This is a genomic window from Pseudomonas sp. Mn2068, from assembly GCF_049319725.1.
Lineage (GTDB): Bacteria > Pseudomonadota > Gammaproteobacteria > Pseudomonadales > Pseudomonadaceae > Aquipseudomonas > Aquipseudomonas gingeri.
Genome location: NZ_JBMOUG010000009.1, coordinates 205171 through 231678, shown reverse-complemented (window position 1 = coordinate 231678; position 26508 = coordinate 205171). Strand labels below are relative to the sequence as shown.

The window sequence follows — 26508 nt, the reverse complement described above, 5'->3', positions numbered from 1 at the left end:
TCGCCGCCCGACCATCGGCACGCCCATGAGAGCGCCTGATGACAACAACTTCAACCAGATGGGCCGGTGCCATGATGAAGGACATCGATAGCTACTCCACCATCAGGCACACGCCTCGAACACCGGCAGGGTGAAGCGGAATTCAGCGCCTTTTCCAGGCTCGCTGTTGGCCACGATCTGTCCGCCATGGGCGTTGACGATCCCCTGAGTGATGTACAGGCCAAGGCCGGTACCGGTCGGATTGCCCTCTTTCAACGTCCAGTAGCGGCTGAACACATGCGGCAGGTGCTCCTGGGGAATGCCTTCGCCGCTATCGCGCACGGTGAAGACGATTTCATCACCGGACGACTGCGCCCGCACCCCGACCGACCCCATGCGCGGGGTGAACTTGATGGCATTGCCGACCAGGTTCGACAACACCTGGAACAGCCGCTCGGGATCGGCGTGGATGCGCAGGTCGGGGTCGGCCTCGAAGGAAATGCTGATGTCCTTGTCCAGCGCCAACGGTGCCAGCAGCGATTGCGCTTCCTGGAACATCTGTCCGACATCGAGTTGCTGTGGCTTGATGAGGTAGCGTCCGGCGTCGATTTTCGAGGTATCGAGCAAGTCTTCCAGCAGCGTGTTCATACGCGCGGCCGCCTGTTGCATGGTGTCGATGGCCGTGGTGATGCGCCGCGAGGTGTGCGGGCCGTCCGAGCTGAACGTCTTCTGCATCATGCCGCAGAGCATGGAGATCACGGTCATGGGATTACGCAGGTCGTGCGAGACCACGGCCACCAGGTCATCGCGGGCGCGCACCGCTTCCTGCTCCCGGCGCACCTGGCGGGCCAGGTCGTTTTCCAGCGCCGAGCGGCGCAGGTCGTTCGCCGCGAACAGGTCGCCATGGTTCCACTTGATGGAAATCCCGGCCATCTCGACTTTCCAGATCTCGAATGAGGTGCGCGGGCGCAGGCGCAGGCCGGCGTCAGAGTTTTCCAGATCCAGCGGTTTGCGCGGATCACCGCTCCAGTTGATGCTCTCCTTGACCTCCGGCCGGAACCACAGCACGCCGTTCTCCACCGGCTTGGGCAGGCTCATGGCGAGCACGCCGCTGGCCACCTGCTGATAATGCGCGGCCGGCGGGTAAACGCTGGCCAGATGATGACTGGCGAACACCGGTTCCCCCGACGCCTGCAACCATTTGTGCAACGCGCGGATCTCTTCCGGCTCCGGGCAGTTGCCGTGTCGGTGCAACTGCTGGTCTTCAATGATCGCGATGCCACCGGCATTGACCAGCGCCATAAGTACTTCTGGCTGATGGGCCAAACCGTCGAAGACATTTTGCGGCGAATCGATCATCGCCTGGTTGAGCACGGCCAGGGCTTCGACCTTTTCCTCGCGCTGGCGACTGACCTCCAGCGCCTCCAGCGCACTGATCTGCAGTGAAAGCACCTGGCCTATGGTCTGGCAGGCGATGCGCAGCTCATGTGGCACGTGCAGCGGCTGACGGTTGCCGCAACTGATCAGGCCCCACAGCTTGTCGCCCTTGAGCAGGGAAATGCTCATCGATGACAGCACGCCCATGTTCTTCATGTACTGGCAGTGGATCGGCGAAACGCTGCGCAGGGTCGCGAAGCTCAAGTCCAATGGCGTTTGCGTGTCGGGGCGCAGTTTCGGCACCAAAGGCACTGGCTGGTAATCGGCATTGGGAATGATCCGCAGCCAATTGGTGCGATACAGCTCGCGGGCCTGCTCGGGAATGTCCGAGGCAGGGAAGAACAACCCGTTGAACAGCTCCATCGATGGCGCGGACGCCTCGGCGATGACCTGGCCGTGCCCCTCCTCCTCGAAACGATAGATCAACACCCGGTCGTAACCGGTCATGGCCTGCAGTTCCCTGACACTGATGTCGTACAGCGCCTGCAACGACGTGGCCGCTTGCAGACGCTGCAGCAGGCGCCCCAGATGGGTCTGGTGGCCGGCCACGTTCAGCGGCTGGAAGTGCTCGACGTGGATCTCCAGCTCCAGAATCAGCACGCCTGCGTGCCGATGCAGCAAGCCTTCGAACGCGGTGTCGTTGAGGTGGAAATGCAATGGTGGCGCATCGAAAAACGCCGGTTGCCGTAACGCCTCGCGCACGGCCTCGGTATACGCGGCGCCGATCAGGCTTTGCAATGGCTGGCCAATCAACGTCTGCGGCGCACGAGCGAGCAGGGTTTCAACGTTGGCGCTGATCTGCACGATTTCCAGCGCCGGCTCGCTCAGGGTCAACAACAGGCCGTGGGGCTGGATGGCGCCGGGAAAACGGATCGGTTCGTCGGCACAGTTGGCCAGAAACTCTTCAAACGCTTCCTTGTCCTGAGGGGTCATGCCAGTACCTCCCGGCTTTCGAGCCAATTTTCGAAACAGCCGAATGTCGATTGTGCCGCCGTGACGACAGCCTCGCGCTCGCCCGCCTCCATCGGGCGGCTGCCCAGGTATTCAATGAAATCGAGCCAGCGCCGTCCGGTGGCGGAGCCGTAAACCTGCAGAAACGCCGCGCCCGTGTCGGCATCAAGGCCCAGGCGCCTGGAGACCTCGCGGCGCAGGATCTGCCCGCCGAGCGTCGCCCCCTCCAGCACATACAACACGCCCAGGCATGCGGCGCCGGAGTCGATGGCCGGCAATGACGCACAGGTCGGCAAGCGGTCGATGGCTTCGAGCGGCAGCCCCAGGGTATGCAGGTCCGTGCGCAGGGTTGCCGCCTTGAGGCGCGGCGCCAGATCAAAATCGGCGGGAAGCAGACGACAGTCGAGCAAGGCCTGCTCCAGCGGCAGGTAGAAGCCGTAGTAAGCCTGCATCAGCCGTTGAAAGGCTTTCGAGTCGAGGGTATCGGAGAAAAAGGGAAGACGTTTTTCCAGTGCGACGTGCCGCTCAGCCGTGCCGGATCGCAGGTCTCGCAGAACCGGGGGTACATCAACTTCACGGGCCGCTGCTTGCATGTATATCGCTCTTGGTGGGGTTGGCCACAGCCATTCGGATGTGACGACGAATAGGATCAATCTATCACGATGAATATCGATACTGACTTGATGGTTAGTTTTCCCTTTCGGCGAAATGTTCCAACCTCATGGGATGAGTGACGCTCGCAGGCAAGAAAACCTGAACTGACATGTCAGGCAAAAGCGAGATTTTTGAACTCCTTTACCTACGTACAGCTCCATCGCTAAGAGACGCCGTCAGCGAACAGGAGTGACCATGACGACCCAGGCCCTGCAACATGCCGCCGACGCCCCAGCGGACGAGCGCTGCTACAGCACGGACATTCCCGCTCGCCTCGACCGCCTGCCGTGGACCCGTTTTCACACCCTGCTGGTGCTGGCGCTGGGCATCACCTGGTTGCTCGACGGCCTCGAAGTGACACTCGCAGGCGCCGTATCCGGAGCGCTCAAGGACAGCCCGGTCCTGGCCATGAGCAACACCGAGATCGGGCTGGCCGGCGCCACCTATATTGCCGGCGCGGTGCTGGGCGCGTTGTTCTTCGGCTGGCTGACCGATCGCCTGGGCCGGCGCAAGCTGTTTTTCATCACCCTGTTCCTGTACATCGGCGCCACGGCGGCCACGGCCTTTTCCTGGAGCCTGTGGAGCTTCCTGTTGTTCCGCTTCCTCACTGGCGCGGGTATCGGCGGCGAATACACAGCCATCAACTCCACCATCCAGGAGTTCACCCCGGCCCGCTATCGCGGTTGGGTCGACCTGACCATCAATGGCACCTTCTGGATCGGCGCCGCCCTGGGCGCGGTGGGCTCGGTGATCCTGCTCGACCCGGACGTGGCCGGCGGCGAACTGGGCTGGCGGCTGTGCTTCGGCATTGGCGCGGTGCTCGGGCTGATCATCATGCTGCTGCGCCTGTGGGTCCCGGAGAGCCCGCGCTGGCTGATGATCCACAACCACCCGGAAGAAGCGGAACGCATCGTCGCCGAGATCGAACGCCATTACCACGAACGCGGCATCGAGATACCTGCGATGCAGGAGCCGCCCCTACGTTTGCGGGCCCGCGACCATACGCCACTGCGGGAGGTGTTCCACAGCCTGTTCGTCGATCACCGCCGTCGAGCGATGGTCGGGCTGACCCTGCTCACCGCCCAGGCATTTTTCTACAACGCCATCTTCTTCACCTATGCGCTGGTGCTGACCAATTTCTATGACGTGCCTTCCGCGCATATCGGCTGGTACCTGCTGCCCTTCGCCCTCGGCAACTTCTGCGGGCCGCTGCTGCTGGGCCGCCTGTTCGACGTGATTGGCCGGCGCATCATGATCAGCAGCACCTACCTGATTTCCGGCGTGCTGCTCTGTTTCAGCGGCTATCTGTTCCAGCAGCAGATGATCGACGCCACCCAGCAAACCATCGCCTGGGTGGTGATTTTCTTCTTCGCCTCCGCGGCGGCCAGCTCGGCCTACCTCACCGTGGCCGAAACCTTCCCGCTGGAGATCCGCGCCCTGGCCATCGCCGTGTTCTACGCCTTCGGCACCGGCCTGGGCGGCCTGATCGGCCCGACCCTGTTCGGTGCCCTGATCGAAACCGGCGAGCGCACCAATGTGCTCTACGGCTACCTGATCGGCGCAGCACTGATGATTGCCGCGGCGGTGATCCAGGCGATCTGGGGTGTGGCGGCGGAACGGCGCTCGCTGGAGCATGTGGCCAGGCCGTTGTCGCAGGTGAGTGATTGAGCTGACGGGGTATTCCCGCAGAAGCGGCAATACCCCGTCTTGAGACATTGCTGGCGGTTTCTATCTGCGCAGGTAGCGGTAGGTCAGCAGTGCAAACAGCACGGTTGCCCCCGCCACCATGCCACTGGAAATAGCAACGCTCTCTCGAAATGCCGCATTGACAGCCTCCAACAACCCCACGGTCGCAGCGTCGGACCGGGTTTGGCTGATGGCATGCGCGCCGCCCAGCGTTTGCGCTGCTTTCACAACCTCTTCGGACACCCCCTCCGGCAAGGCCAGCGACAAACGATAGAGGGCCGCCACTGCCCCTCCGATCAAGGTGGTCCCCAGCACCACGCCAACCTCATAGGCCGTCTCGCTGACTGACGAAGCGCTGCCCGCGCTCTCGGCGGGCACCGAGCACAGCACCAGATCGTTGGATACGCTGGTGATGGCTGCCACGCTGACATTCAACAATATGAACGCTACGCACACCGTCAGCATCGTCGCCGGGAACAGAGCCATCACCGTAAAGGCCGCTGCCGCAACCAGCAGGCAGCCGCTGATGACCCGGTTCGGCGCGACCCGTTGCGCAACCGGCACAATGGCCATGCCGGCGACAATTGCCAGCGCCTGGCCGGGTACGAGAATCAGGCTGGCCATCAGCGGCGACATCCCGAACACCAGTTGCAGCAACTGGGTGGCGAAGAAAATGAAACCGATCAGCATTCCCAGGCTCACCAGGTTGACCGTGATCGATACGCTGAATACTGGCCAGGCGAACAGCCTGAGGTCCAGAAGGGGTTGCTCCAGCAGCAGTTGGCGACGGACGAAGAGCACACCCATCAGCACACCGGCCAACGCCCAGAGCAGCGCCTGGGTATCGGCTCCGACCGTCGCCAGATGCTTGAGAGCCAGCATGGTACCGGTCATGGCCCCCAGGCTCAGCAGAATGCTCAGGTAATCGGTCGGCGCCCCTTGCTGCCTTGACGATTCGGTGATCGACGAAGCCAGCAACAGCACCGGCAACAGGAAAGGCAAAGCCACCAGAAATACCGCTTGCCAGTCGAAATACTGCAACAACAAGCCTCCCAGCAGCGGCCCCAATGCCGAACCGATGGTCAGGCAGGTTGCCCAGACCGCCACCGCCAGGCGACGCTCTTCGCGGTCCTCGAAAGCCGTGCGAATCAGGGCCAGGGTTGCCGGCAGGATCATGGCCCCAAAGCAGCCCAGCAACACCCGGCCGGCGATCAAGTGCCAGGCTTGCTGGGAAAAGACTACCAGGACCGAAATGACGGCGAAGCCGCTGCAGCCCAGGCACAGCATCCGGCGATGCCCGACACGATCGCCGGTACTGCCCATGGTGACCAGCAAGCCGGCCAGCACCAGGGAATAAGCGTCGATCATCCACAACTGTTCGGCGGCCGAGGGCGCCAACGCCGTCACGATACGTGGTAGGGCGAAGCTGAGAATGGTGTTATCGATGGTCACCAGCAGTACCGGTAGCATGATGACGAGTAACGCCGCGCCCTTTGAGCGATCCTTGAGGATTGAAACCAGTGGACTTGCTGCTCCCTGCATCAGTCATTTCTCCCCGAAGGACTTAGAACATTGAATAGTGTTTCACAGGTTTTTCCGTATTCATCCACGTAGCCGCCCAGTTGCCGGCGCACCGCGACAATTTCCTCGGCGAAGCGCTCCGGAGTATCGAGCCCGCACAGCTGGTCCAGCATAGCCAGGCTGTCCGACAGTCGATCACGCTGCAACTGACCTGCACTGTTATGTTTCTGGATATCCCAGTAAGTGACAGGCGCATTGAGCAGGATCCGCGCCGACAGGCTCAGCAGAGTCCTCATTGGCGGCGGTGCCAGCGCCTGTATCGTTTCCAGGTCGCACTGGCTCCTCGACAATGCAAAAGTAAACGCAAGGATGGCGGCATGGGGCAATGCCTGGCATACAGCCATCGCCTGGTCATGCTCATCCGGCGACAGGCGCCTCACCTGCATGTCCTGTTCGTGCAACAGTGTCTCGAACCAGTCTCCCGCCTTGCTGGCCGTACGCTCACACACCACCACCGGACGCCCGCGACAGTCGAGCGTCGGGGAAAACATGGGATTGATGCCAACGCAAGGCACGTCGGGAAACAACGACTCGGCCCTGCGCTGGAAAGGTCCCTGCACCGAACAGGTATTGATGATGACCTGGATCGAGGCCAAGGCTCCCGCATAACGCTCAAGCACCTGTATCGCGACGTCTTCGGGCAAGGCGAGGACGATAGCGTCGGTGGCCTCGAGCAACCCCGGTGCCTGCTCGGGCAAACCCAGCGCATCCATTACCCGGTAATCGACTGCAAGGGGCGAGGGTACAAGGTCCACGATCGTCGGTTCGTATCCGCGCTCCTGCAACATCCTCGCAACAAAGCTGCCTACGATGCCGGCCCCACCCAGGATCAGAAAATTATTCAACGGCTATCTCCCTCGCGCTGATGCTGTGGAATGGCACACTGGCCTTGACCAGCGTCTCATGCATCTCCTCTGCCGGATCGGAGGCGGCCACGATTGCCCCACCAATGCCGAAACGGGCCACGCCGTCCTTGATCACCGTCGTCCTGATGACAATGCTGAGGTCGATGTAGCCATCCAGGCCGATCCAGCCCAGGGCCCCGGAATAGATGCCACGTGCGGAGGACTCCAGCTTGTCGATGATTTCCATGGTGCGTACTTTCGGCGCACCGGTCATCGAGCCGCCAGGGAAACAGGCCTTGATCGCCGCGAACGAATCGCCCCCCGCACGCAACTGTCCTTCGACGGTCGAGACCAGTTGATGTACCGATGAATAGCTTTCGATATCGAACGCTTTCGGCACTTTCACCGAGCCCGGCACACAGATACTGTTCAGGTCGTGACGCACCAGATCGACAATCATCAGGTTTTCCGCACGGTCCTTGGCCGAACTCGCCAGCTCGCGCTTGAGCTGATCATCCTGCTCAAGGTCAAGTCCCCGCGGACGTGTGCCCTTGATAGGGCGGGAGGCAATGCGGCCGCAGCCATCGATTGACAGGAACGTCTCGGGGGACGCGCTGAGGATGGAGAACTCCCCGGTGTCGATATAGGCACCATAGGGCACGGGACTGATGCTGCGCATGCGCAGATAGCCGTTTAGCGGATCCTCCGTACATTCCAGGCTCGCACGGTTGGTCAGGCAGATTTCATATGACTCGCCATCGACGATCTGCTGCAGGCACAGATTGACCTTTTCGATGTAGGCCTTCGAGCAGTCGGCCAGTTGCAGCGCCGACTCGGCCACCGGCCCGGGAACGAAGGGTTGGTAGCGCGGTTGCTCGGCATCGTCCGCAGGTTTCAGCACAAGACGCTCACCCCACAGGTGACAGAGATAGGTGAGTTCATTCCGGTGATCGAAGACCAGCATGTTCTGCGGTAGGTAGAACAGCGCATCGGGCAATTCGGACACATGCGTGTTGCACACGCCGGTAGCGGTCAGGGCCTTGAGTTCGTACCCCAGGTAGCCGATCAGGCCGGCACTGAAGGGAAACGGCGCCTCGGACTGGCGGGCCGCCCCGAGGTGCTCGACGATGCCGGCCATCAACTCGAAGAAATCCCCCTCGAGACTCGCCTGCCCCGTGGGCCCCTCGATCGACAGACGCCGACGATTGACGTCATACCTGAATACCAGCGCCGAGTCGCGATCACAGGCGCCCATCACCGAGTACCGGGCTTGCGGCCGATCCGACAATTCGCTGTCGAGCCAGAAGGCCGCCGGCCGTTCTGCGAAATGGGCCTTGAACATCTGCGATGGCCCTGGAGCTTGCTCAATGAGCTGGAAGTCAAACGACAGCTCCATCGAACCACCCGCAACTTGCAATGCCCGTCGCACAGGATCGATCTCCTGTTCGCAATTCTGGCGACCTCGCGCCTCAGCGACGAGACGCACGAAATTGCGGATAACCTGCAAGCCATATTCCGAGTCTATGGACTCCGGGTGGAACTGCACGCCCCAGATTGCCCGCTCACGATGAGCGAGCCCCATGATCAGGCCACAGTCGGAGCGTGCGGTCACTTCCAGGCAGGATGGAACCTGCGTGCACACCAGCGAGTGATAGCGGACCACCTCGAATGCCTGTGGAATTCCGGCAAACAGGCCGCTGCCCGAATGAATGATGCGGGTACGGTAGCCATGTACGGGTTCCGGTGCGTGCTCGACCGCACCACCGAAGAAGCAGTTGATCCCCTGGTGCCCCAGGCAAACCCCGAGCACCGGGATCCGGGCACGTGCCAGCACCTCCCGGCACACGCCAAAGTCGGCGTTGCGGGCAGGATGTCCGGGGCCCGGGGAGAGGATGACGGCATCGTAACCCTCCAGGTCGAGGTCCTCGAAAGCAGTGGAATTGGGCACGATCTCAGGCTGTTCGCCGCAAGCCTCGTAGATGTACTGGGCAATATTGTTGGTAAAGGAGTCGAAGTTATCGACAATCAGTGTACGCATGCCTCATTCCTCCACACGTGACTGATCGAGAGCATCCATGATGCGCAGTTCCTCATCGCAGGTTTCCTTGATGATCAACTCGAACACCCGCTCCAGGTATTCCGGACGCAACTGACGAGATCGCGATAACGCCATCACCTGGTCCAGCGTCGAGGTGATCCGGTGCGGTTGCATCATCGGGATTCCGCTCACGTGCTTGATCCCGGCGATCGTCCGGCATACGTCCATGCGCTGGGCCAACAGATCAACAAGCGACTGGTTGATCCGGTCCAACTGCTGACGACACGGCTGAAGATCCCGCTCCGCCGACGCAGCATTCCTTTCTGCATTCATTGACATGGTCCTTGCTGTTTATCGTCGTCAGGCCGATGCCCGGCCCAGTTGCTGATTGAGCTGACAGGCCAGCGCGTTGATCTGTCCCGGTGTATGAACTGCCGAGACGGCGCAACGCAGCATGGCCTTGCCGGTCTCCACGATCGGATAGAACACTGGAAACACGATCAGCCCCGAGGCCCGCAGGGCACTGGCCGCCATGACCCCCTGCCGTTCCGACTCGAACAGGGCTCCACGGATGGGAGCACGCAAGGAGGCATTCATCATGCGCTGCGAGACCTGGGCGTCGAGACTCCGCACGTTCGCCCACAACGCGTCCTGCAGGGACGATATCTCGGAGGACAGGTGAATCTGCGCAGCTGCGACGTTTGCCGCCTGCAGTGGCACGGAAATGGTGTGACCGAACACCAGCGGATTGGCCAACGCCCGTAGCTGCGCCGCGTTGTAGCCGGGCTTGAGCACGATGAAACCGCCCGTACCACCAAATGCCTTGCTCAACGAGCCCGCGATGAGGGTATTGGCTGGCAACCGGTAGCTCAGATTCTCGAAGGCATAACCGGCACCATGCCTGCCGGTAATCGAAATGCCATGGGCGTCGTCGATATAGAGGTAGCCGCCATAGGCCTGCAGCAACTCGCTCAGCTCACCCACCGGGAGCAGATCCGACATCGAGCCGACCCCGTCAATCAGCAGGACGGGGGTAATCTGCTCCCTGTCACATTGCACCAGTGCCTGCCTGAGCGCATCGATGTCCTGGGTATCGACTCGCTTGACCGCGCCGAACTGCGACATGACCCCTCGCAGAACCTGCATCGAGGCGTGGGCGGTTCGATCGATCAGCCACATGACCGAGCGCCTGATCGGATAGCCTTCCATTGTGCCACTGCCCAGCAACGGCAATACACCGAGGTGGGCATTGCTGGTGGAGGTGAATACCGTCACGCTGGCTCCAAGATAGATCTCGCCCAGCAACTGTTCGAGCTGCCGCAGATAGACCGGGCTCATGGCGCTGCGACTGGCCGACAGGTGGATGCCGATTCGCTCGAGGGCCGACTGCGCCGCCATGATCAGCTTGGGATGGCTTTCAAGTCCCAGATAGGAGCATGAAATAAACTCCGTGCAGGTCGAGCCATCGGCCAACTCCACTTCCTTGCCTTTGCGTGAAACCACCTCGAAACCGGTCAGGCCATCATCCGACGCGCTACCGAGCGCCCCACTGGTGCGCTGCTGGCGAATCGTCATCCAGTTGTCATGGGTGGCTGCCGCCAGGCGTGAGTCCATGTTGTTCATGCCTTTCTCCCTACAGTCACGACGGCAGGTCCCGTCGAATCGCCAAAACGTCCATCGACACAAGTACGAACCGAGTCAAAACCATACTGTTCGAGCAGCGACCTGACCCGATGCCCCTGCGCTTCGCCATGCTCGATCAGCAGCGCCCCCTTCGGCTTGAGGATGAGGTCGGCCAGTCGCGCCGACGCCTCGATCAACTCGCCGCCCTGGTCACCCGCGTAAATGGCGCCGGAAGGATGATGAATGCCCCACTCGGGCAGAAGCTCGGTCCCCGCCGATACATACGGAGGGTTGGACACGACTACGTCGACGCTGCCACGCGCCTGCTCGAACGTGTCGAGCCTGCTGATATCCCCCTCGCACAACGTCACGTCCGGACGCCCCTGGCAGAGCCGATGGATGTTGCGCCCGAGGTAGGCCTGGGCGATCGGGTCGTTTTCGACACAGACCACCCTTGCCCCGGATCTGGACCATATCGACAGGCCGATTGCACCTACTCCCGAGCACAGGTCATACACCATCGAATGGCTATCGAGTGGCAGGTTCTCCTCGATCCACCTCACCATCGCCATGCTCTGCAAGCGCGGGATGAATGCGCCACTGCCCACGACGAAGCGCAGATCGGCAAAATCGGTGTATCCCAGGATGTGCCCCAGGGGCGTCCGGGCACAGCGCTCAGCCACATCCAGCTGAAACGCCGACAACCTGTGGCCATCGGGCTCGAGCCCGGAAGAAAAGTGCTTACCCGCAATGGCCCGCAGATCTCCCAGGGGGTCCCATACACCCGCTTTCGTCAGGTTCTCCAATGCCGTGACGTGCTCATGCTCAAGCTGTGAATGGATCATGACCAGGCCTCGTAGTAGCGCGCCAGACGCTCGTACATCGAACGGTACAGATAGGAAAAGGCAACCAGTTCGGGCGGCGGAGTGAAATGCGGGTGCAACGACTCGATCAATCTCGTGTAGTTGTCGGTCATGCCCTTGTCGAGCAGTGGCGTCCAGTAAGGCTTGATGTCCCAGCGGTACTCATAGCCCGTGGCGAACATCTGTTTCACCGTCTCGGCGACCGTACTGCTGCGCGCGAGGCCCTGAAGCGGCTTGCGCACCGGAGCGAAGGAGGACAGGTCGAGACCGTTGGGCACGCCCTGTATCTGGTCCGCCATCCAGCACGCCAGCAGCGGCGATTGATGCAGGCCATCCCGGTAGGTGCCGGTGGCCAGCCAGAGGCCCTCGTACTCGCATTGGCCGATCAGCGGAAAACCATCGGCTGGAATAGGCCGGTTCCCCACCTGGATATTGACGACCTCGGCATCATGCAAATCCAGGTTGAGCTGGTCGACCGCACAGTCGAGCAGGAACTGCACATCGGAAATCAACGCATGGGAACGAGGTTCTTCAGCCAGGATGTTGGTTGCGCCGATATACAGCAGGTCGGCCGAGCGCGGAACACAGTGCAAGCCACAGGCGAAGGCCCTGTTGGGCGTTCGGATAACGGTCGAGGGGGTAGTCTGCCCCGGCTTGAGCCTGGCCAGGATGGACACGCCGTAACCGGCGAACAGTGGGGGAATCCGCGTTTTTATATCGTCCAGGGCGTCGAACAGCTCCAACGATTGGACACCGGCCGCCACGACGACATGCTTGCCGGCAATTTGCTGGCCATTCTCCAGCACCACTCCCGTGGCAACCCGACCTTCGGTTATCAGGCTGCGGGCATTGCTCGTGACAAGTTCACCGCCGCATCCCAACAGGGCGGCATCCAGTTTTTCAAGGAGCAGGTGCGAATCGAGCGCGTTTTCATCGGGGATCAGCAGTGCCTGCATCGGCCGGACCAGGTCGTTGGCCTTGATCCAATCCAGCCGCTCAGGAGCGACCTCGCGGTAGGGGACCTTGTGATCAACCAGGGATTTCTCGATAGCGGCATAGTTGACGCTGTCGATTTCCGCCATGCCGGCAGAGTTCAGGATGACGTGGGTACCACGGGCCGTCAGCAACTCCTCGCGATTGCCGGAGGCCTGGGCAAGACGCTCGGCCCATTGCCCCCACACGCCTTTGGCCTGGATATCCATCGCCAGTTTCAGGCGACCATGTTCGCTGGCCAACAGACCGTTGGTAATCTCGCCAAAACATCCATTCATCGCGCCTGCCGCTCTGGATGCCGCATTGATCCTGTTTATTTCCCCCACCCGGCAGACTTTGAGTCCGCGACTTGCGAGTTCGAATGCAATGGAGCCACCAATAGCACCGCTACCGACCACAACAACATCGTAGATCATCTTTATCTCCGCAGAAAAACACTTAAAACTTAAACCGAAACCCGAACTTCAGGCCTGAAAAAACTAGAGAGCAATAATCGACTTGTTATCGATATGCTCTTGCAATGTTTCATCCAGATTCACCCTGTGAATGAAGTTCAAGAACTGATGAGTGGGAAAACACAATGCAACCAGCTTGTCCTTGCCCCTGCTCAAGGATCCACCCAGTCTGCGTAGTTCTACACCATGACGCAGAAAGTAACGCTCCAGCGATTGCGTGGTCACAGCCACCACGTCACGAACGCCCTGCATGTGGGCGAACTGCATGGAGACCTTGAACAGGCTGATGCCGAGCGTCCCCGAGACCTCGGGAATAGCTGCATAGCGCGACAATTCCCAGACTTTCGCATCACGGGGAACGGGCTTGTCACAGAGTCGGGGAAAAACCTCGCCAAGCAGATAAGGCTGAGTTGTCGGCAACAGGCGAGTACAACCAGCCACTTGCCCTTTATTATCCAAGGCAGTGATGAAAATTGTTCCATCCGTATCAAACTGATCAATTTCTATGCCTGGCCTCGGATGCAAGCTAACAACGTCCCAGCGCAACTTTCCGATGAACACCTCATGACGAAATCGGCCCAACTCTTCAAGTGCATCCTTATCCATATCGGCAAAACGCCTGCACACAAACCTGTACATCGGACAGCACCTCCTTTGCAGATCAGGCAGAACTTCCTGTAATTATTTAAACACTATGGATAAAGCCTGAAGACCGCAACTACCAAAATTAGTAGTCAGACATATCACGAAAAAATATGAAACACTTTTATCCTGTGAAAAAAACAGGAGAAGACGTACTAATCAGAAGGAAAAGCATTGGGTGAGTCCGCCATACATGAACGAAGAGTCGTTCAGGCCAGGCAAATCAAGAAAAGCGGCACACTGCTATCAGTCATGCCGACAACTCGGAGAACGGAAATCCAGGCAGAAGAAAAATACGAAATCCGCAAGATCAAATAACACCAAGCGCCGCCGCATATGCCGCCGTCAACACCCTGTTACTGGAGCCAAACTTTCGCTGGATGCTCTTTACATGATAATTTATGGTATGTTCTGAAAGACTCAATATTTCAGAGATACTCCTGGAGCATTTGCCATCGGCAATCCAACGCAGGATTTCGACCTCGCGCCCGCTCAATAGCACCTCTGCCTGAACAAGATTGTCAGGACAGGACAAATTGTCCTCAAGCAGCTCCGTGATGCACCTCAACTTGAGCTTGAGCAGCAGGGCTTCATCAGCGCCAACAGAGTCTTCAGCCCTGGAGATCCCCAGCATGTGCAGCGTCTGGTCCCTCCCCCGGGCCACAAAGGTAGCGCCAATGTTCAGATTCCACTCGCGCGCCTCACGGAACAGTTCAGAGCCCAGCAATTCGCCATGCTCTTCCCAGATCACAAGCCCCTGACTACGCGCCTTGATCACCGAGAGGTCAATGGCCCCGTAGCCCTTATCGTTGTAGCGCTCGAGCCATTCCCCGGGATAGGTGCCCACGATATGTGTTTCGGCCTGGTTGAAGGGCACCGGGCGACGATAACCATAGGCAAAACAATCAAAACCCATGAGATGAACTTCATGTTCAATCTGGCGAAACAACTCCTCCGGCCGACTACAATTGGCGAAGCGCGAATTGACGTCGAACCACCACGTCATGAAATCAGCATTTTGCCTCATTGGCATCACCATACTATTCCTTTAGAAATTCAATCTACTCCAGAGTTAAATCTTGAAACAACAACTCGCCCCGGAATAAGTGTTGCAATATTTGAAAACAACCACCTGCTACCGGGAAGCCCAGTTATCCACGTAGTGTTCCGGTCGTACATCAGGGACAAGAGAACGAATAAATCCACTGGAGGGACTCACCCTGGCCGGCGAGCCCCGTGGACGCGGATCGACCCGACACCACCCCACTCGAGAAGAAGTCACGGTCGCCCGCCAGATTCGCCAGGGACTCGACGCGGAAATGATTCAGTACGGTGTGAGGGTCTGGTTTCTGACCACTACACCCCTCACGAAAACAACCCCAAACTATCATCCGTCGCAATCACCGCCCCCGTCACCGCCGCAGCCGTCACTCCCACCGCCACAGCGGCGGGCACCAACGAATCCGCCGCCGAAGACGACTGCGAAGAGCCTGAAGTCCCTGATTCCGTTGGCGCTCTCGATTCGTTCGACTCGCTACTGAACTCCCGCCGCACCTCATCAACCTCCCGCCTTGCCTCTTCGACCGTATCGATCACCAGCGTGCGCAAGCTCGTGGACATATCCGTTGCCCAGTAGATCAGCAGGTCCAGCGGATTATCGCGCTGCTCCGGCCCCCGCTCGTCCACCGTCGTACGACTCGAGTCGTTGGCGTGGCGGGAGCTGTAATCACGATAATCCCGTTCCATGAAATCCGCCCGGTCATCGTTCCTGCGCGCCGCCCGGGCCAGGGTCGCCAGGTGCCGGACCTGTTCCTGCACCTGCAGCGGCAACGGCGTGCCCTGCCGTCGCGCCTGTTGCAGCAATGCCAGCAGTTCGCCGGTCGCCTGGCGCTGGAACTGCAGCCCTTCGCGCTGCGCCGACACCTGGGCGATCTCGTCATTACGCTCGCGCAGGCCGGCATGCTGGAGTTGATCGAGATGGCTGGCCAACCGGGTCTGCAATAACGCCAGGGTATGGGCGTAGTCCTTGCTGGCAAACAGGCCGAGAAATTTGCGCTGGGTGTCGAAGCTTTCCTGCACCTGTAGCGTGACGAAGCCCGGCACCTGCTCGCGCAGCCTGGCCAGGACCACCGAAGACAGCTTGGGCAGCAGGTCGTAGGTCACCTGGCTCAGGTAGGCCTTGCGCTGGCGCGCCAGTTTGCCAAGGGCGCGTTCGCTGGCCTCGGCGCGCTGTTCAAGGGTTTCGAGCACATTGCCCAGCTCGGCAATGGCGTCGTCCAGGTCCGGGTCGCGCAAATCGTTCATGCAGGATTCTCCTCGATCGCCTGGAGGCCGTCTTCGTGGCGGCTGGCAAAGTAGTTGGCGAAGTACTGGCGCAGTCCCGGCTTATCCATCCCTGCGGCCCACTCCAGCGGCGCGCCGGGGACGATCTGCAGGTCGGTCCAGGGGTCGAAGCCAAGGTCGGTGATGTCGTGCATGCGCAGGAAGTAGCGGCGGTTCACGGCGTCGCCATGCCACAGGTGGCGAATGCGTCCTGGCACCACGCCGAGGCGGCCTTGCACCCGTTGGTGGAAGCGCCGACCCCAGGCCTTGAGGTGGTCGATCTGCCGGGGGTCGTGCTTGAGGGCATTGCGGATGCAGAAGTTGTAGTCGCCGAAGATCGCATGGGCCATGAAGTGGTCGGCGCTGCCGGAGACGGCGCACTCGTAGAGCCCCACTTCATCGAAGATCTCGCGGCGCATCGCCCAGCCGTAGCCGGTGTGGCCATGCAGGTCGTAGCGGCCGGCATCGAGGCTGTCGGGCTGGCGCCGCGTCACCGCGGCAAAGGAATGCGCGACGTCGGCCACGGCCCCCTCGACGTTGCCGTGTTCCAGGCGCAGGCAGCTTTCGAAGACCTGCGCAACCGGGTACTCACGCAGCACACGGACCAGGTCGCCGACCCAGGAACGGTTGTCGAAGAGGATGTCGCAGTCGAGCCAGGCGACATAACGACAATTTCCCGGCAGCCAGGAGGCGGCCAGGTTGAGCAGGCGCTCCTTCTGCCAGAGCAGCGTGCGCGCGCGGACCTGAATCACGTCCAGGCTCGCGGGCAATTCGAAGGGTTCCTCGCCGAACGCGCATTCGACGGTGATGCAGGTCACCCCGGCCCGGCGCATGCCGGCGATAAACAGGTCGTAGTTGTGCCGGCGGCTGCTATAGCCGCAGGGGTTGAAATAGGTGGTGATGACAACGAGTCCGTTCATCTCGACGATTATCTACCAACTCCGAGCGCCTGCAATCGCCGATACAAGGTCCGTTCGCTCATGCCCAGTTCCTTCGCCAGTTCGCTGCGCGAGCCCTCGAACATCTCCAGGGCATGGGCCAGCTGTTCCAGTTCGTTGCGCCCGCGCTGGCGCACCGGCGCCACTCGGGGAATATCGCCGCGCAATTCCGCCGGCAGGTCCTGCACGCGAATCACCCCATCGTCGGTAAACAGCCGCGCCCGCTCCAGCACATTGCGCAGCTCACGGATATTGCCCGGCCAGGCGTACAACGTCAGCGCCCGCAGCGCCTGCGAATCAACGCGTGGCACGGCACCCGGTGCCAGGCGCTGCAACAGGCTGTCGATCAGCAGCGGCAGGTCGTCGCCACGCTCGCGCAATGCCGGCAGGCGAATCGGGAAGGCGCTGATGCGGTAGAACAGGTCCTGGCGGAAACTGCCCGCCGCGACCATGTCCTTGAGCGGCTTGTGGGTCGCGCAGACCAGGCGGAAGTCCGAATGCACGGTGCGCAGGCTGCCCACCGGACGGAAGCTGCCGGACTCGATCAGGCGCAGCAGCTTGACCTGCATCGCCAGCGGCACTTCGCCGATCTCGTCGAGGAACAGCGTGCCGCCATGGGCCGCCTCGGCAAGGCCGATCTTGCGCTGCAAGGCACCGGTAAAGGCGCCCTTCTCGTAGCCGAACAGTTCGCTCTCCAACAGCGTCTCGGTCAGGCCGGTGCAGTCGACCACCACCAATGGCCCGCCGGCCCGCGGGCTGCCTTCATGCAGGGCCCTGGCGAAAAGCTCCTTGCCGGTGCCCGATTCGCCCTGAAGCAATACCGGGATCGGCGACGGCGCGGCCCGCTGCAGTGCGGTCAAGGCTTCCTTGAACGCCACCGAACGCCCCACCAGCCCCTGGTGCTGGGGCTGCGCCGAGGCCACAGCGACACTGTTCAGGCGCTCGACATAACCGACCACCTCACCCTGGCGGTCCAGCAGAGGGCGCAACTCCACATCGACATGCTCCGGCCCGCGTGGTGTGTGATGGATATGCAGCACCCGTTCCGGCAGGCGCGTATCAAAGGCCTTGCGCATCGGGCAGTGTTCGCCGGCCTGGTCACAGGGCACCGCGAACTGATGGGACACCCGATAACACTTGGCGCCGACATGAGGCCGCCCCTGCACGCCGAACTGGCGCTGGTAGGCGGTGTTGGCCGCGACAATGTTGTACTCGGTGTCGAGGACGATGGTCGGCTGCACATCGTGTTCGAGGTAGGACACCAGTGCCTGCATGTCCGGGTGGGAAAGATCGGTGGCAAGGATGTTCATGGCGACTCCCGGGCGAAGGCCGGAGCTTAATACAGCCGGAGCGCTTCTGCCATCCTCTGCCATTGACTGCCACAATGACTGCCATTTTCTGCCAATTATTTATCTCATCCAGATAACTTCGGCAATTGCGCTGACAAAAGTCAATGAACAGGTAAAAAAATCGCAACCCGTGCTTGGCATGCTTATTGAACTCACTGACAGACAAGGGAAGGCACCCGGCTGGACAGGTGGGCCCCCTCTTTGCCTGGAGTACGCAATGATCATCGGCGACAAGCTCACCGTAGAAGCCTTTTTCGATCCCAATACCTGGACCATCAGTTACCTGGTGATGGACCGCGAGACCCGCCACTGCGCGCTGATCGACAGCGTGCTCGACTACGACCCCAAGTCCGGGCGCACCCGCACGGAGTCGGCGGACCGGATGATCGCGCGGATTCGCGAACTGGATGCCCGGGTCGAATGGATCCTGGAAACCCATGTACATGCCGATCACTTGTCGGCCGCCGCCTACCTCAAGGAACAGCTGGGCGCCAAGGTGGCGATCGGCAGCCGCATCACCCTGGTCCAGCAGGTGTTTGGCGAACTGTTCAACGAAGGCACTGACTTCAAGCGCGACGGCAGCCAGTTCGACGTCCTGCTGGGCGACAGCAGCGAATTCACCATCGGCAACCTCAAGGCCCTGGCCCTGCACACCCCGGGTCATACCCCGGCGTGCATGAGCTACCTGATCCGCGACAAGGACGAAACCGTGGCCTTTGTCGGCGACACCCTGTTCATGCCCGACTACGGCACCGCCCGCTGCGACTTCCCCGGCGCCGATGCGCGCACTCTGTACCGCTCGATCCGCAGCCTGCTGGCGTTGCCGCCGCAGACCCGGCTGTTCATGTGTCACGACTACCTGCCGGGCGGTCGCGAGTTGCAGTACATGACCACCGTCGCCGAACAGCGTGCACGCAATATCCATGTGCACGAAGGCATCGACGAAGACACCTTCGTCAGCATGCGCGAAGCCCGTGACGCCACCCTCGAGATGCCGGTGCTGATGCTGCCCTCGGTGCAGGTCAACATGCGCAGCGGCCACCTGCCCGAGCCGGAAGAAAACGGCATGCGCTACCTGAAGATCCCGCTCAATGCCCTCTGAACCAGGACCCGCTTCCATGAATTCGACACCCGAACAAGCCCCGATCCGGCACCAGGTCGTGATCGTCGGTGCCGGCGCCGCCGGCATCGCTGCCGCATCCAGCCTGCTGGCCCGCGCGCCCGGCCTGGATATCGCGATCATCGACCCGGCCGACAGCCATTACTACCAGCCCGGCTGGACCCTGGTCGGCGCCGGGGTGTTCAGCCCCGAATCCACCGCCCGGCCGCTGGCCTCGCTGATCCCCAGGGGCGTGCACTGGATCAAGGCCGCGGTCAGCACCTTCGAACCGCAGTCCGATACGCTGGTGCTGGCCGACCGGCGCCGCATCGGCTATCAGCAGTTGATTGTCTGCCCCGGCCTGAAACTTGACTGGGCCGCCATCGACGGCCTGGAAGCGACCCTGGGCCGCAACGGCGTGACCTCCAACTACCGCTACGACCTGGCGCCCTACACCTGGAAACTGGTGCAGGAGCTGCAACACGGCCAGGCGCTGTTCAGTCAGCCGCCGATGCCGATCAAGTGCGCCGGTGCCCCGCAAAAAGCCCTGTACCTGTCCTGCGACCACTGGCTGCGCAACGGACGCCTGGGGCAGATCCAGGCCCGTTTCTTCAACGCAGGCGCCGTCCTGTTCGGTGTCGCCGACTACGTCCCGGCGCTGATGGAGTACATCAACAAGTACGCGGTGGACCTGCAGTTCGGCCATAGCCTCGTAGCGGTCGACGGTCCGGCGAAACAGGCGACCTTCGCCCGCACCCTGGCCGACGGCAGCCGCGAAACCCTGGTCCGGCCTTTCGACATGCTGCACGTGGTGCCGCCACAGGTCGCCCCGGACTTCATTCGCGCCAGCCCGCTGGCCGATGCCGCCGGCTGGGTCGATGTCGATCCCGGCACCTTGCAGCATCGCCAGTTCGCCAATATCCACGGCCTCGGCGACGTAACCAACACCAGCAACGCCAAGACCGCCGCCGCCGCGCGCAAGCAGGCGCCGGTGGTGGCCAACAATGTGCTGGTGGCCCTCGGACGCCTGCCGCGCCAGGCGGTCTACGACGGCTATGGTTCCTGCCCGTTGACGGTGGAGCGCGGGAAAATCGTCCTGGCCGAATTCACCTACGGCGGCAAACTGGCGCCGACGTTCGCCCCATGGCTGCTCGACGGACGCAAACCGACCCGCCTGGCCTGGTGGCTGAAGGAACGCCTGCTGCCGCCGCTGTACTGGCGCGGCATGCTCAAGGGCCACGAATGGCTGGCCCGACCGACGCTGAAAGCGGACAAGCAGCCGGTATGAATGAACATATGCTGCTGGGCGCCGGACTCGGCACGCTGATCGGCGCGATCCTCGCCCTGACCGGAGCCGGTGGCGGCATCCTGGCGGTGCCGCTGCTGGTGTTCGGTCTCGGCCTGTCGATGGTCCAGGCGGCACCGATCGGCCTGCTGGCGGTGGGCCTGGCGGCCGCGGTCGGCGCCCTGCTCGGCCTGCGCCAGGGCATCGTCCGCTACCGGGCCGCCGGTTTTATCGCCGGGATCGGCATCCTGCTCACGCCGCTGGGTTTGTGGCTGGCCCACCGGCTGCCCAACGAACCGCTGGCACTGGGCTTTGCCGTGGTGATGGTCTATGCCTGCGCACGGATCTTCAACAAGGCCCGCCACGAGTTGCTGCATGGCCAGCCGGCGCCACGGGCCGATTTCCTGCCCTGTGTGCTCAACCCGTTGCAGGGTCGGCTGCGCTGGACCCTGCCCTGTGCCCGGGCGCTGACCGTGACCGGCATGCTGTCGGGGTTGTTGTCGGGACTGCTCGGGGTCGGCGGCGGCTTCGTGATCATCCCCGGCCTGACCCGCTATACCAACCTGGACAGCAAAAGCATCGTCGCCACGTCCCTGGCGGTGATTGCCCTGGTGTCCGTCGGCAGCGTGGTCACGGCGACGCTGTCCGGAGTGATGCACTGGTCGATCGGTGCGCCGTTCGCCGCCGGTGCGGTACTGGGGCTGGTGTTCGGTCGCCAGGTCGCCGGACGACTCGCCGGCCCGAGGCTGCAGCAGCTGTTTGCGCTGGTCGGGGTACTCGCGGCCCTGATGCTCGCCGCCGGTGCCATTGGCCTGTCATAAGCCCGGAGCAGCGGCTCGATAGGGCTCCAGATAGGCGCAGCCGAGCAGTTCATGCAGGCGCCGGCCGTCGCTGAGTCGGCGGAAAAAACCCGGCGACTGCCAGGGTGCCCGACCATCGACATTCGGCGCACCGCGACCGGCGAGGACATCGTCGATCCACAGCGTGCGGGTTTCGAAGGAGATCCGCGTCAACCCCGTGTGGTTGGGCACTCCGGCATGGGCATGAGCCCCGGAGAATGCCAGCAGTGTGCCGGGGTCGATCACCACCGGTATGGCACTTTCGCCTTCGATGGACTCCAGCAGGTGCGCGATGGCCTGATCGGCATCCACCGTATTGCGCCCGTCACGGTGTGAGCGTTGGAGAACCTGCTGCAGATCGAAGTCGGCGCTGCTGTTGGCCAGCGTCCGCTGCCAGAGCTGCGGATAGATCGCGAAGGTACGCCCGGCGCTGATGGGATAGATCGGGGCCCACCAGTTGGTCTGGGCGTAGAGGTTCGAGCCCCAGGTATCGCGGTGAAAGGCAATGGTCGCCGTCGCGCGGTCCCGGGGGGCCGTTCGACCGGGCTCGGACGGTGGCTGGAAGCGCAGGTGCAGGCGGTCACAGGTAATCCCGGAAGCCGCCAGCCCGAGACTGTCGAGCACCTGCCGCCAGCAGCGCCGTACGCCATCATGCTGATGGAACTGCGCCTGCAGGCGAGTAAAACATTCCGCCTGCCGTGCATGGTCCAGATGCCGGTGAACAAGCGTCGGGTCATGGGGATACAGGGTTTCTTCCAGCAACCCGCGGGCCACGTCGACCAGTTCCTGCATGGCCGGCAACGCCAGGGCAAAGATCTCCCCGGCGTAGATCCGCGTGTGAAAGGCTTCCGGCAACGCCGGTGGCTGCAACAGGCTGTACATCCGCTCTCGCTCCCCAGGATGCTGGCTCACAGTTCCACACTGTAAAAGCCCGCGTCCGCCGGGAACAGCCTCAGTGGCGCGGAAAAACAGGCGCTCAGCCAGACGTGACCGCGATCACTCCACCGGCATCTTGCGGAAACCGATGGCCAGGCGATTCCAGCTGTTGATGGTGTTGATGGCCAGGGTCAGGTCGACCATTTCCGTCGGGCTGAACTCGGCACTGAGCAGCGCATAGTCTTCGTCCGAAGCGTGAGTCTCGGAGATCCGGGTCAGGGCTTCGGTCCAGGCCATCGCCGCGCGTTCGCGAGCGCTGAAGAACGGCGTTTCGCGCCAGGCCGAGAGCGTGTACAGGCGCCGTTCGGTTTCCCCGGCCTTGCGGGCGTCGGCGCTGTGCATGTCGAGACAGAAGGCACAGCCGTTGATCTGCGAGGTGCGCATCTTCACCAGTTCCAGCAGGGACTTTTCCAGCGGCAGCTTGTTGACCGCGTTTTCCAGGGCCAGCATGGCTTTCATGGCATCCGGGGAAGCGGTGTAGAAATCGATACGAGGTTGCATGGTGTCGCTCCTGATAACGTTGGGGATGACGCTACGTTAAGCCCACCGGACGCCAGGCCAAATAGCCAATTCCGGCAAAGATCGGGAAGCCAATCGTCCGGGCCCGGACAGCGGATGCCAGCCCGGCCACGGCAAGCTAAACTGCGCCCCACCGCGCACGGCTTTTCTCCTCTCAACGAGCCTTTCCATGGAATTGCATATCAACCTCGAGGGTCGTCGCGACCTGGCCAGGCAGATCACCGAACAACTGCGCACGGCCATCACCCAGGGCCAGTTGGTCGCCGGCACGCAGTTGCCGCCCACCCGCCTGCTCGCCGAACAACTGGGGGTTTCGCGCAAGACCGTGGCCGATGCCTATGCCCAGTTGACCTATGACAACCTGCTGGTCGGCCGGGTCGGTGCCGGGACATTCGTCAACTCGCATATCCCCCAGGCCCGCGCCAAGGCCCAGGGCGAGGAACTGGCCGGCGCGGCGGTGATCCAGCAGTGGCGCGAGGCGTCGATGCCGATGCATCACCCCATCGGCACCCTGCGCTACGACTACCTCGGCGGGGCCACCAGCAAGAACCAGTTTCCCCATGACGAATGGCGCCGCAGCGTGCTGTTCGCCCTGCGCCAGACCGCCCAGGTGCGCGGCCTGTACAGCCAGCCGGAAGGCATCCCGATGCTGCGCGAGGCGATTGCCCGGCATATCGGGTTTTCCCGTGGCGTGCGCTGCAACAGCGATGACCTGCTGGTGACCAACGGCGCCCAGCAGGCCCTCGACCTGGTCGCCCGGGTGCTGGTCGAGCCCGGCTGCACCGTCGCCGTCGAGGACCCCGGCTACCCGCCGGCGCGGCTGCTGTTCGCCGCCCAGGGCGCCAGGGTGGTCGGCATCCCGGTGGATGACCAGGGCATCCGGGTCGAGCTGATCCCCGAAGGCACGCGGCTGATCTACGTGACCCCGGCGCACCAGTTCCCCCTCGGCATGCCCATGGGCCTGGAACGCCGCCTGGCCTTGCTGGAGCGCGCACGGGAGCTGGGAGCGATCATCATCGAGGACGACTACGACTGCGAATTCCGCTACGAAGGACGGCCCACCGACTGCCTGCAGAGCCTCGACCAGCATGGCCTGGTGGCCTATGTCGGGACCTTCTCCAAGACTCTGCTGCCGGAGCTGCGCCTGGGCTACCTGGTGGCCCCGCCCGGCCTGCTCAAGGCGCTGATCTCGGCCAAGCAGTTGACCGACTGGCACACCGCGACCCTGACCCAGTGGGCCCTGGCCAAGTTCATGGTCGACGGCTACCTGCTCAAGCATATCCGCCGCTGCCACCAGGCCTACGCCAGCCGCCGCGAACACCTCATCGAACGATTGGACGGCGACCTGTCGCCCTGGTTCCAGCGCATCCATTCCACCGCCGGCTTCCACCTGGCGATCCTCGACAAGGGCGAACTGAATATCCCGCTGCTGATCGACCTGGCGAAAAAGGTCGAGGTCGGCCTGTACCCGCTGGCGCCCTTCTACCACACCGCCACCCCACGCACGGGCCTGCTGATGGGCTACGGCTCCATCGAAACCCTGGATATCCAGCCGTCGCTGGACCGGGTGCGCGAGGTGCTCAGGCAGATCGCCTGATCCGACCGGCGGCATAACCACCGATTCACTCGCCCACACAGGACAATTGCCAGCTCGCGATGCGCACCGCTAGAATGCGATCAATTCTTAATTACATTCAGGCAGGATGCCGCGTAGCGAGCAGTCGGTCCCATGTCGTCAGCCCATCACCCCTATATTCATACGCTCTACAGCGAGCATCATGGCTGGTTGCAGGGCTGGCTCAACCGCAAGCTGGGCAACTCCTTCGATGCCGCGGACCTGGCCCACGATACCTTCCTGCGTCTGTTGACCCGCCCCGCCGCGCGGTCCCTGGGCAGCGAGCCACGGGCGCTGCTGACGCATATCGCCAAGGGCCTGCTGATCGACCGCTGGCGTCGCCAGGACGTCGAGCGGGCCTATCTGGACACCATCGCCCATCTGCCGCCGCAGGAAGTACCGTCGCCGGAAACCCGCCTGCTGATCCTTGAAACCCTGTGGCGCATCGAGGCACTGCTGCGAGAGATGCCGCGCAAGACCCGCGAGGCGTTCCTGCTGTCGCAGATCGAGGGACTGACCTATGCCCAGATCGCCGAGCGCCTCGGGGTCTCGCTGGTCAGCGTCAAGCGCTACATGCGCGAGGCATTTATCGCCTGCCTGAGCGTCGCCTGATGTCCACACCGGCCATCAACCCGCATATCCTCGGCGAAGCCGCCGACTGGCTGGTGCAATTGCATTCCGGCACCGCCACCGCGGCGGATCGCCAGGCCATCGAGCAGTGGCGCCAGCGCAGCGCCGAACACGCCCAGGCCTGGCAACGGGCGCAGGCGATCCTCGGCGACTTCCGCAGCGTACCGGCGGGGATCGCCCTGCAGACCCTCAAGCAGGCCGAGCGCCAGCACGGCCTGGGCCGGCGCCAGGTGCTCACCCGTCTCGGCCTGTTGCTCCTGGCCGGGCCGATCGGCGTGGCCTGGCAGCATGCCTCGTGGGAACAATGGAGCGCCGAACAGCGCACCGCCGTTGGCGAGCAGAAAACCCTGACGCTGACAGACGGCACCCAGGTCGTGCTCAACACCGACAGTTCGCTGGATATCGCCTTCAGCGGCCATGAGCGCCGGCTGATCCTGCTGACCGGCGAGATCCTGATCAGCACCGCCAGGGACCCCGCCCCGGCTTACCGGCCATTTATCGTCGAGACGCCGCAAGGCACCGCGCGGGCTTTGGGGACTCGCTTCAATGTGCGGATCGATGGCCATCGCAGCGAAGTCGCGGTGCTCGAAGGCGCCGTGGAACTCAAGGCCCAGGCTGGCGGACCGGGTTCGACACTGCAGGTCGGGCAACGCGCGGGCATGCGCCATAGTCGGGTCGAGCCGCCGGAGAGCTTCGATATGACGAGCCTGACCTGGGATCGTGGCATGTTGCTGGCGCGCAACCTGCGCCTGGCGCAGGTGCTGGATGAACTGGGGCGTTATCGCCCGGGGGTTTTGCGTTATCAGGCGGATGTCGCCGAGTTGCGGGTGTCGGGGGCCTTCTCCCTGAAGGACACCGACTCGAGCCTGCAACTGTTGCAGAACACCTTGCCGCTGAAGATCAGCCGGTTGACCCGGTACTGGGTGTCGGTCGAGAGCCGGGGGTGATCTTCAGGAGTTCTTTGCGGCCCCCGCTGATTTGAAGATGTCTTTTTCAAAACCTGCCCCCTGGGCAAAGACAATGCACAGTCAGCTTTTCCAGATAGAGCCTATTAAAAAGCCAAGAAAAATCACACAATCAAAAAGAAATATAACTCAACAACAAAAGAAAACTCTTACATTAATCTCTATAAAACAAAAACATTAAGATCAAGCCCTAGCCAAACAACGCACCCCACCTTATAAAAAACAAATCATAAACTCCAAAAAAATCAGCCACATCCAAGCACT

General features: G+C 62.2%; 23 protein-coding genes. 7 read left to right on the top strand and 16 right to left on the bottom strand.

Features of this window, described 5'->3' with window-relative positions:
* Positions 1-102: 102 nt before the first annotated feature.
* Entirely contained in the window at positions 103-2349 is a 2247-nt protein-coding gene (locus tag ACL9RJ_RS21310) for an ATP-binding protein (RefSeq protein ID WP_422765641.1), read from the bottom strand.
* Positions 2346-2960: a biliverdin-producing heme oxygenase gene (locus ACL9RJ_RS21305; RefSeq protein WP_103032741.1), complete on the bottom strand. Its 615-nt coding sequence runs from the start codon at positions 2958-2960 to the stop codon at positions 2346-2348. Before ACL9RJ_RS21305 ends, ACL9RJ_RS21310 begins: the two co-directional genes overlap by 4 nt.
* 256 nt (positions 2961-3216) lie before the next feature.
* Here ACL9RJ_RS21305 and ACL9RJ_RS21300 point away from each other — a divergent pair, with 256 nt between their 5' ends.
* A complete protein-coding gene (locus tag ACL9RJ_RS21300) occupies positions 3217-4689 on the top strand; it encodes an MFS transporter (protein WP_017125790.1) in 1473 nt (490 codons plus the stop codon).
* Between the two features lie 60 nt (positions 4690-4749).
* Here ACL9RJ_RS21300 and ACL9RJ_RS21295 read toward each other — a convergent pair whose 3' ends face one another.
* From ACL9RJ_RS21295 to ACL9RJ_RS21240, 12 genes are all read right to left on the bottom strand, one after another.
* Positions 4750-6249, bottom strand: coding sequence for an MFS transporter (locus ACL9RJ_RS21295; RefSeq protein WP_042935198.1), 1500 nt, complete (start codon positions 6247-6249; stop codon positions 4750-4752).
* Positions 6249-7133: a prephenate dehydrogenase dimerization domain-containing protein gene (locus ACL9RJ_RS21290; protein WP_177119632.1), complete on the bottom strand. Its 885-nt coding sequence runs from the start codon at positions 7131-7133 to the stop codon at positions 6249-6251. Before ACL9RJ_RS21290 ends, ACL9RJ_RS21295 begins: the two co-directional genes overlap by 1 nt.
* A complete protein-coding gene (gene pabB, locus ACL9RJ_RS21285) occupies positions 7126-9171 on the bottom strand; it encodes an aminodeoxychorismate synthase component I (RefSeq protein WP_422765640.1) in 2046 nt (681 codons plus the stop codon). The genes ACL9RJ_RS21290 and pabB overlap by 8 nt, the downstream gene beginning before the upstream one ends.
* Before the next feature lie 3 nt (positions 9172-9174).
* A complete protein-coding gene (locus ACL9RJ_RS21280; RefSeq protein ID WP_246356501.1) occupies positions 9175-9504 on the bottom strand; it encodes a chorismate mutase in 330 nt (109 codons plus the stop codon).
* Between the two features lie 27 nt (positions 9505-9531).
* On the bottom strand, positions 9532-10794 hold the full coding sequence (locus ACL9RJ_RS21275) for an aminotransferase class I/II-fold pyridoxal phosphate-dependent enzyme (protein WP_422765639.1): 1263 nt from the start codon (positions 10792-10794) through the stop codon (positions 9532-9534).
* Positions 10791-11639: a N5-glutamine methyltransferase family protein gene (locus ACL9RJ_RS21270; RefSeq protein WP_017125784.1), complete on the bottom strand. Its 849-nt coding sequence runs from the start codon at positions 11637-11639 to the stop codon at positions 10791-10793. The genes ACL9RJ_RS21275 and ACL9RJ_RS21270 overlap by 4 nt, the downstream gene beginning before the upstream one ends.
* On the bottom strand, positions 11636-13066 hold the full coding sequence (locus tag ACL9RJ_RS21265; protein WP_042935196.1) for an NAD(P)/FAD-dependent oxidoreductase: 1431 nt from the start codon (positions 13064-13066) through the stop codon (positions 11636-11638). The genes ACL9RJ_RS21270 and ACL9RJ_RS21265 overlap by 4 nt, the downstream gene beginning before the upstream one ends.
* A gap of 63 nt (positions 13067-13129) precedes the next feature.
* On the bottom strand, positions 13130-13711 hold the full coding sequence (locus ACL9RJ_RS21260; RefSeq protein WP_422765638.1) for an acyl-homoserine-lactone synthase: 582 nt from the start codon (positions 13709-13711) through the stop codon (positions 13130-13132).
* 346 nt (positions 13712-14057) lie between these two features.
* Entirely contained in the window at positions 14058-14786 is a 729-nt protein-coding gene (locus ACL9RJ_RS21255; RefSeq protein ID WP_017125781.1) for an autoinducer binding domain-containing protein, read from the bottom strand.
* A 326-nt stretch (positions 14787-15112) separates the two neighbouring features.
* Entirely contained in the window at positions 15113-16051 is a 939-nt protein-coding gene (locus ACL9RJ_RS21250) for a hypothetical protein (protein WP_017125780.1), read from the bottom strand.
* Positions 16048-16989, bottom strand: a complete 942-nt coding sequence (locus ACL9RJ_RS21245) for a hypothetical protein (protein WP_017125779.1) — start codon at positions 16987-16989, stop codon at positions 16048-16050. The genes ACL9RJ_RS21250 and ACL9RJ_RS21245 overlap by 4 nt, the downstream gene beginning before the upstream one ends.
* Before the next feature lie 8 nt (positions 16990-16997).
* Entirely contained in the window at positions 16998-18317 is a 1320-nt protein-coding gene (locus ACL9RJ_RS21240; RefSeq protein ID WP_177129705.1) for a sigma-54 interaction domain-containing protein, read from the bottom strand.
* Between the two features lie 256 nt (positions 18318-18573).
* Here ACL9RJ_RS21240 and ACL9RJ_RS21235 point away from each other — a divergent pair, with 256 nt between their 5' ends.
* From ACL9RJ_RS21235 to ACL9RJ_RS21225, 3 genes are read left to right on the top strand one after another with little or no spacing between them, the layout of a single operon-like run.
* Positions 18574-19458 carry an MBL fold metallo-hydrolase gene (locus ACL9RJ_RS21235; RefSeq protein ID WP_017125778.1) on the top strand — a complete coding sequence of 295 codons (885 nt, stop codon included), beginning with the start codon at positions 18574-18576 and terminating at the stop codon, positions 19456-19458.
* A gap of 16 nt (positions 19459-19474) precedes the next feature.
* Entirely contained in the window at positions 19475-20743 is a 1269-nt protein-coding gene (locus tag ACL9RJ_RS21230; RefSeq protein ID WP_178990049.1) for an NAD(P)/FAD-dependent oxidoreductase, read from the top strand.
* Positions 20740-21561 carry a sulfite exporter TauE/SafE family protein gene (locus ACL9RJ_RS21225; RefSeq protein WP_422765635.1) on the top strand — a complete coding sequence of 274 codons (822 nt, stop codon included), beginning with the start codon at positions 20740-20742 and terminating at the stop codon, positions 21559-21561. Before ACL9RJ_RS21230 ends, ACL9RJ_RS21225 begins: the two co-directional genes overlap by 4 nt.
* Here the strand turns inward: ACL9RJ_RS21225 and ACL9RJ_RS21220 are convergent.
* Positions 21556-22461 (bottom strand): hypothetical protein, encoded by a 906-nt coding sequence (locus ACL9RJ_RS21220; protein ID WP_017125775.1) that lies wholly within the window; start codon positions 22459-22461, stop codon positions 21556-21558. The two genes, ACL9RJ_RS21225 and ACL9RJ_RS21220, sit on opposite strands and share 6 nt — an antisense overlap.
* Before the next feature lie 114 nt (positions 22462-22575).
* Complete coding sequence (locus ACL9RJ_RS21215; RefSeq protein WP_017125774.1) at positions 22576-23016, bottom strand: carboxymuconolactone decarboxylase family protein; 441 nt, start codon at positions 23014-23016, stop codon at positions 22576-22578.
* 187 nt (positions 23017-23203) lie between these two features.
* Between ACL9RJ_RS21215 and ACL9RJ_RS21210 the strand changes: the two genes are divergently transcribed.
* The 3 genes from ACL9RJ_RS21210 to ACL9RJ_RS21200 all read left to right on the top strand — a co-directional run bounded on the left by ACL9RJ_RS21210 (position 23204) and on the right by ACL9RJ_RS21200 (position 26226).
* The gene (locus ACL9RJ_RS21210) at positions 23204-24631 is read left to right on the top strand and encodes a PLP-dependent aminotransferase family protein (protein ID WP_017125773.1); all 1428 of its coding nucleotides are present in this window, start codon (positions 23204-23206) and stop codon (positions 24629-24631) included.
* 132 nt (positions 24632-24763) lie between these two features.
* Positions 24764-25261 carry a sigma-70 family RNA polymerase sigma factor gene (locus ACL9RJ_RS21205; protein ID WP_017125772.1) on the top strand — a complete coding sequence of 166 codons (498 nt, stop codon included), beginning with the start codon at positions 24764-24766 and terminating at the stop codon, positions 25259-25261.
* Positions 25261-26226, top strand: coding sequence for a FecR domain-containing protein (locus tag ACL9RJ_RS21200; protein WP_422765634.1), 966 nt, complete (start codon positions 25261-25263; stop codon positions 26224-26226). Before ACL9RJ_RS21205 ends, ACL9RJ_RS21200 begins: the two co-directional genes overlap by 1 nt.
* Positions 26227-26508: the final 282 nt, after the last annotated feature.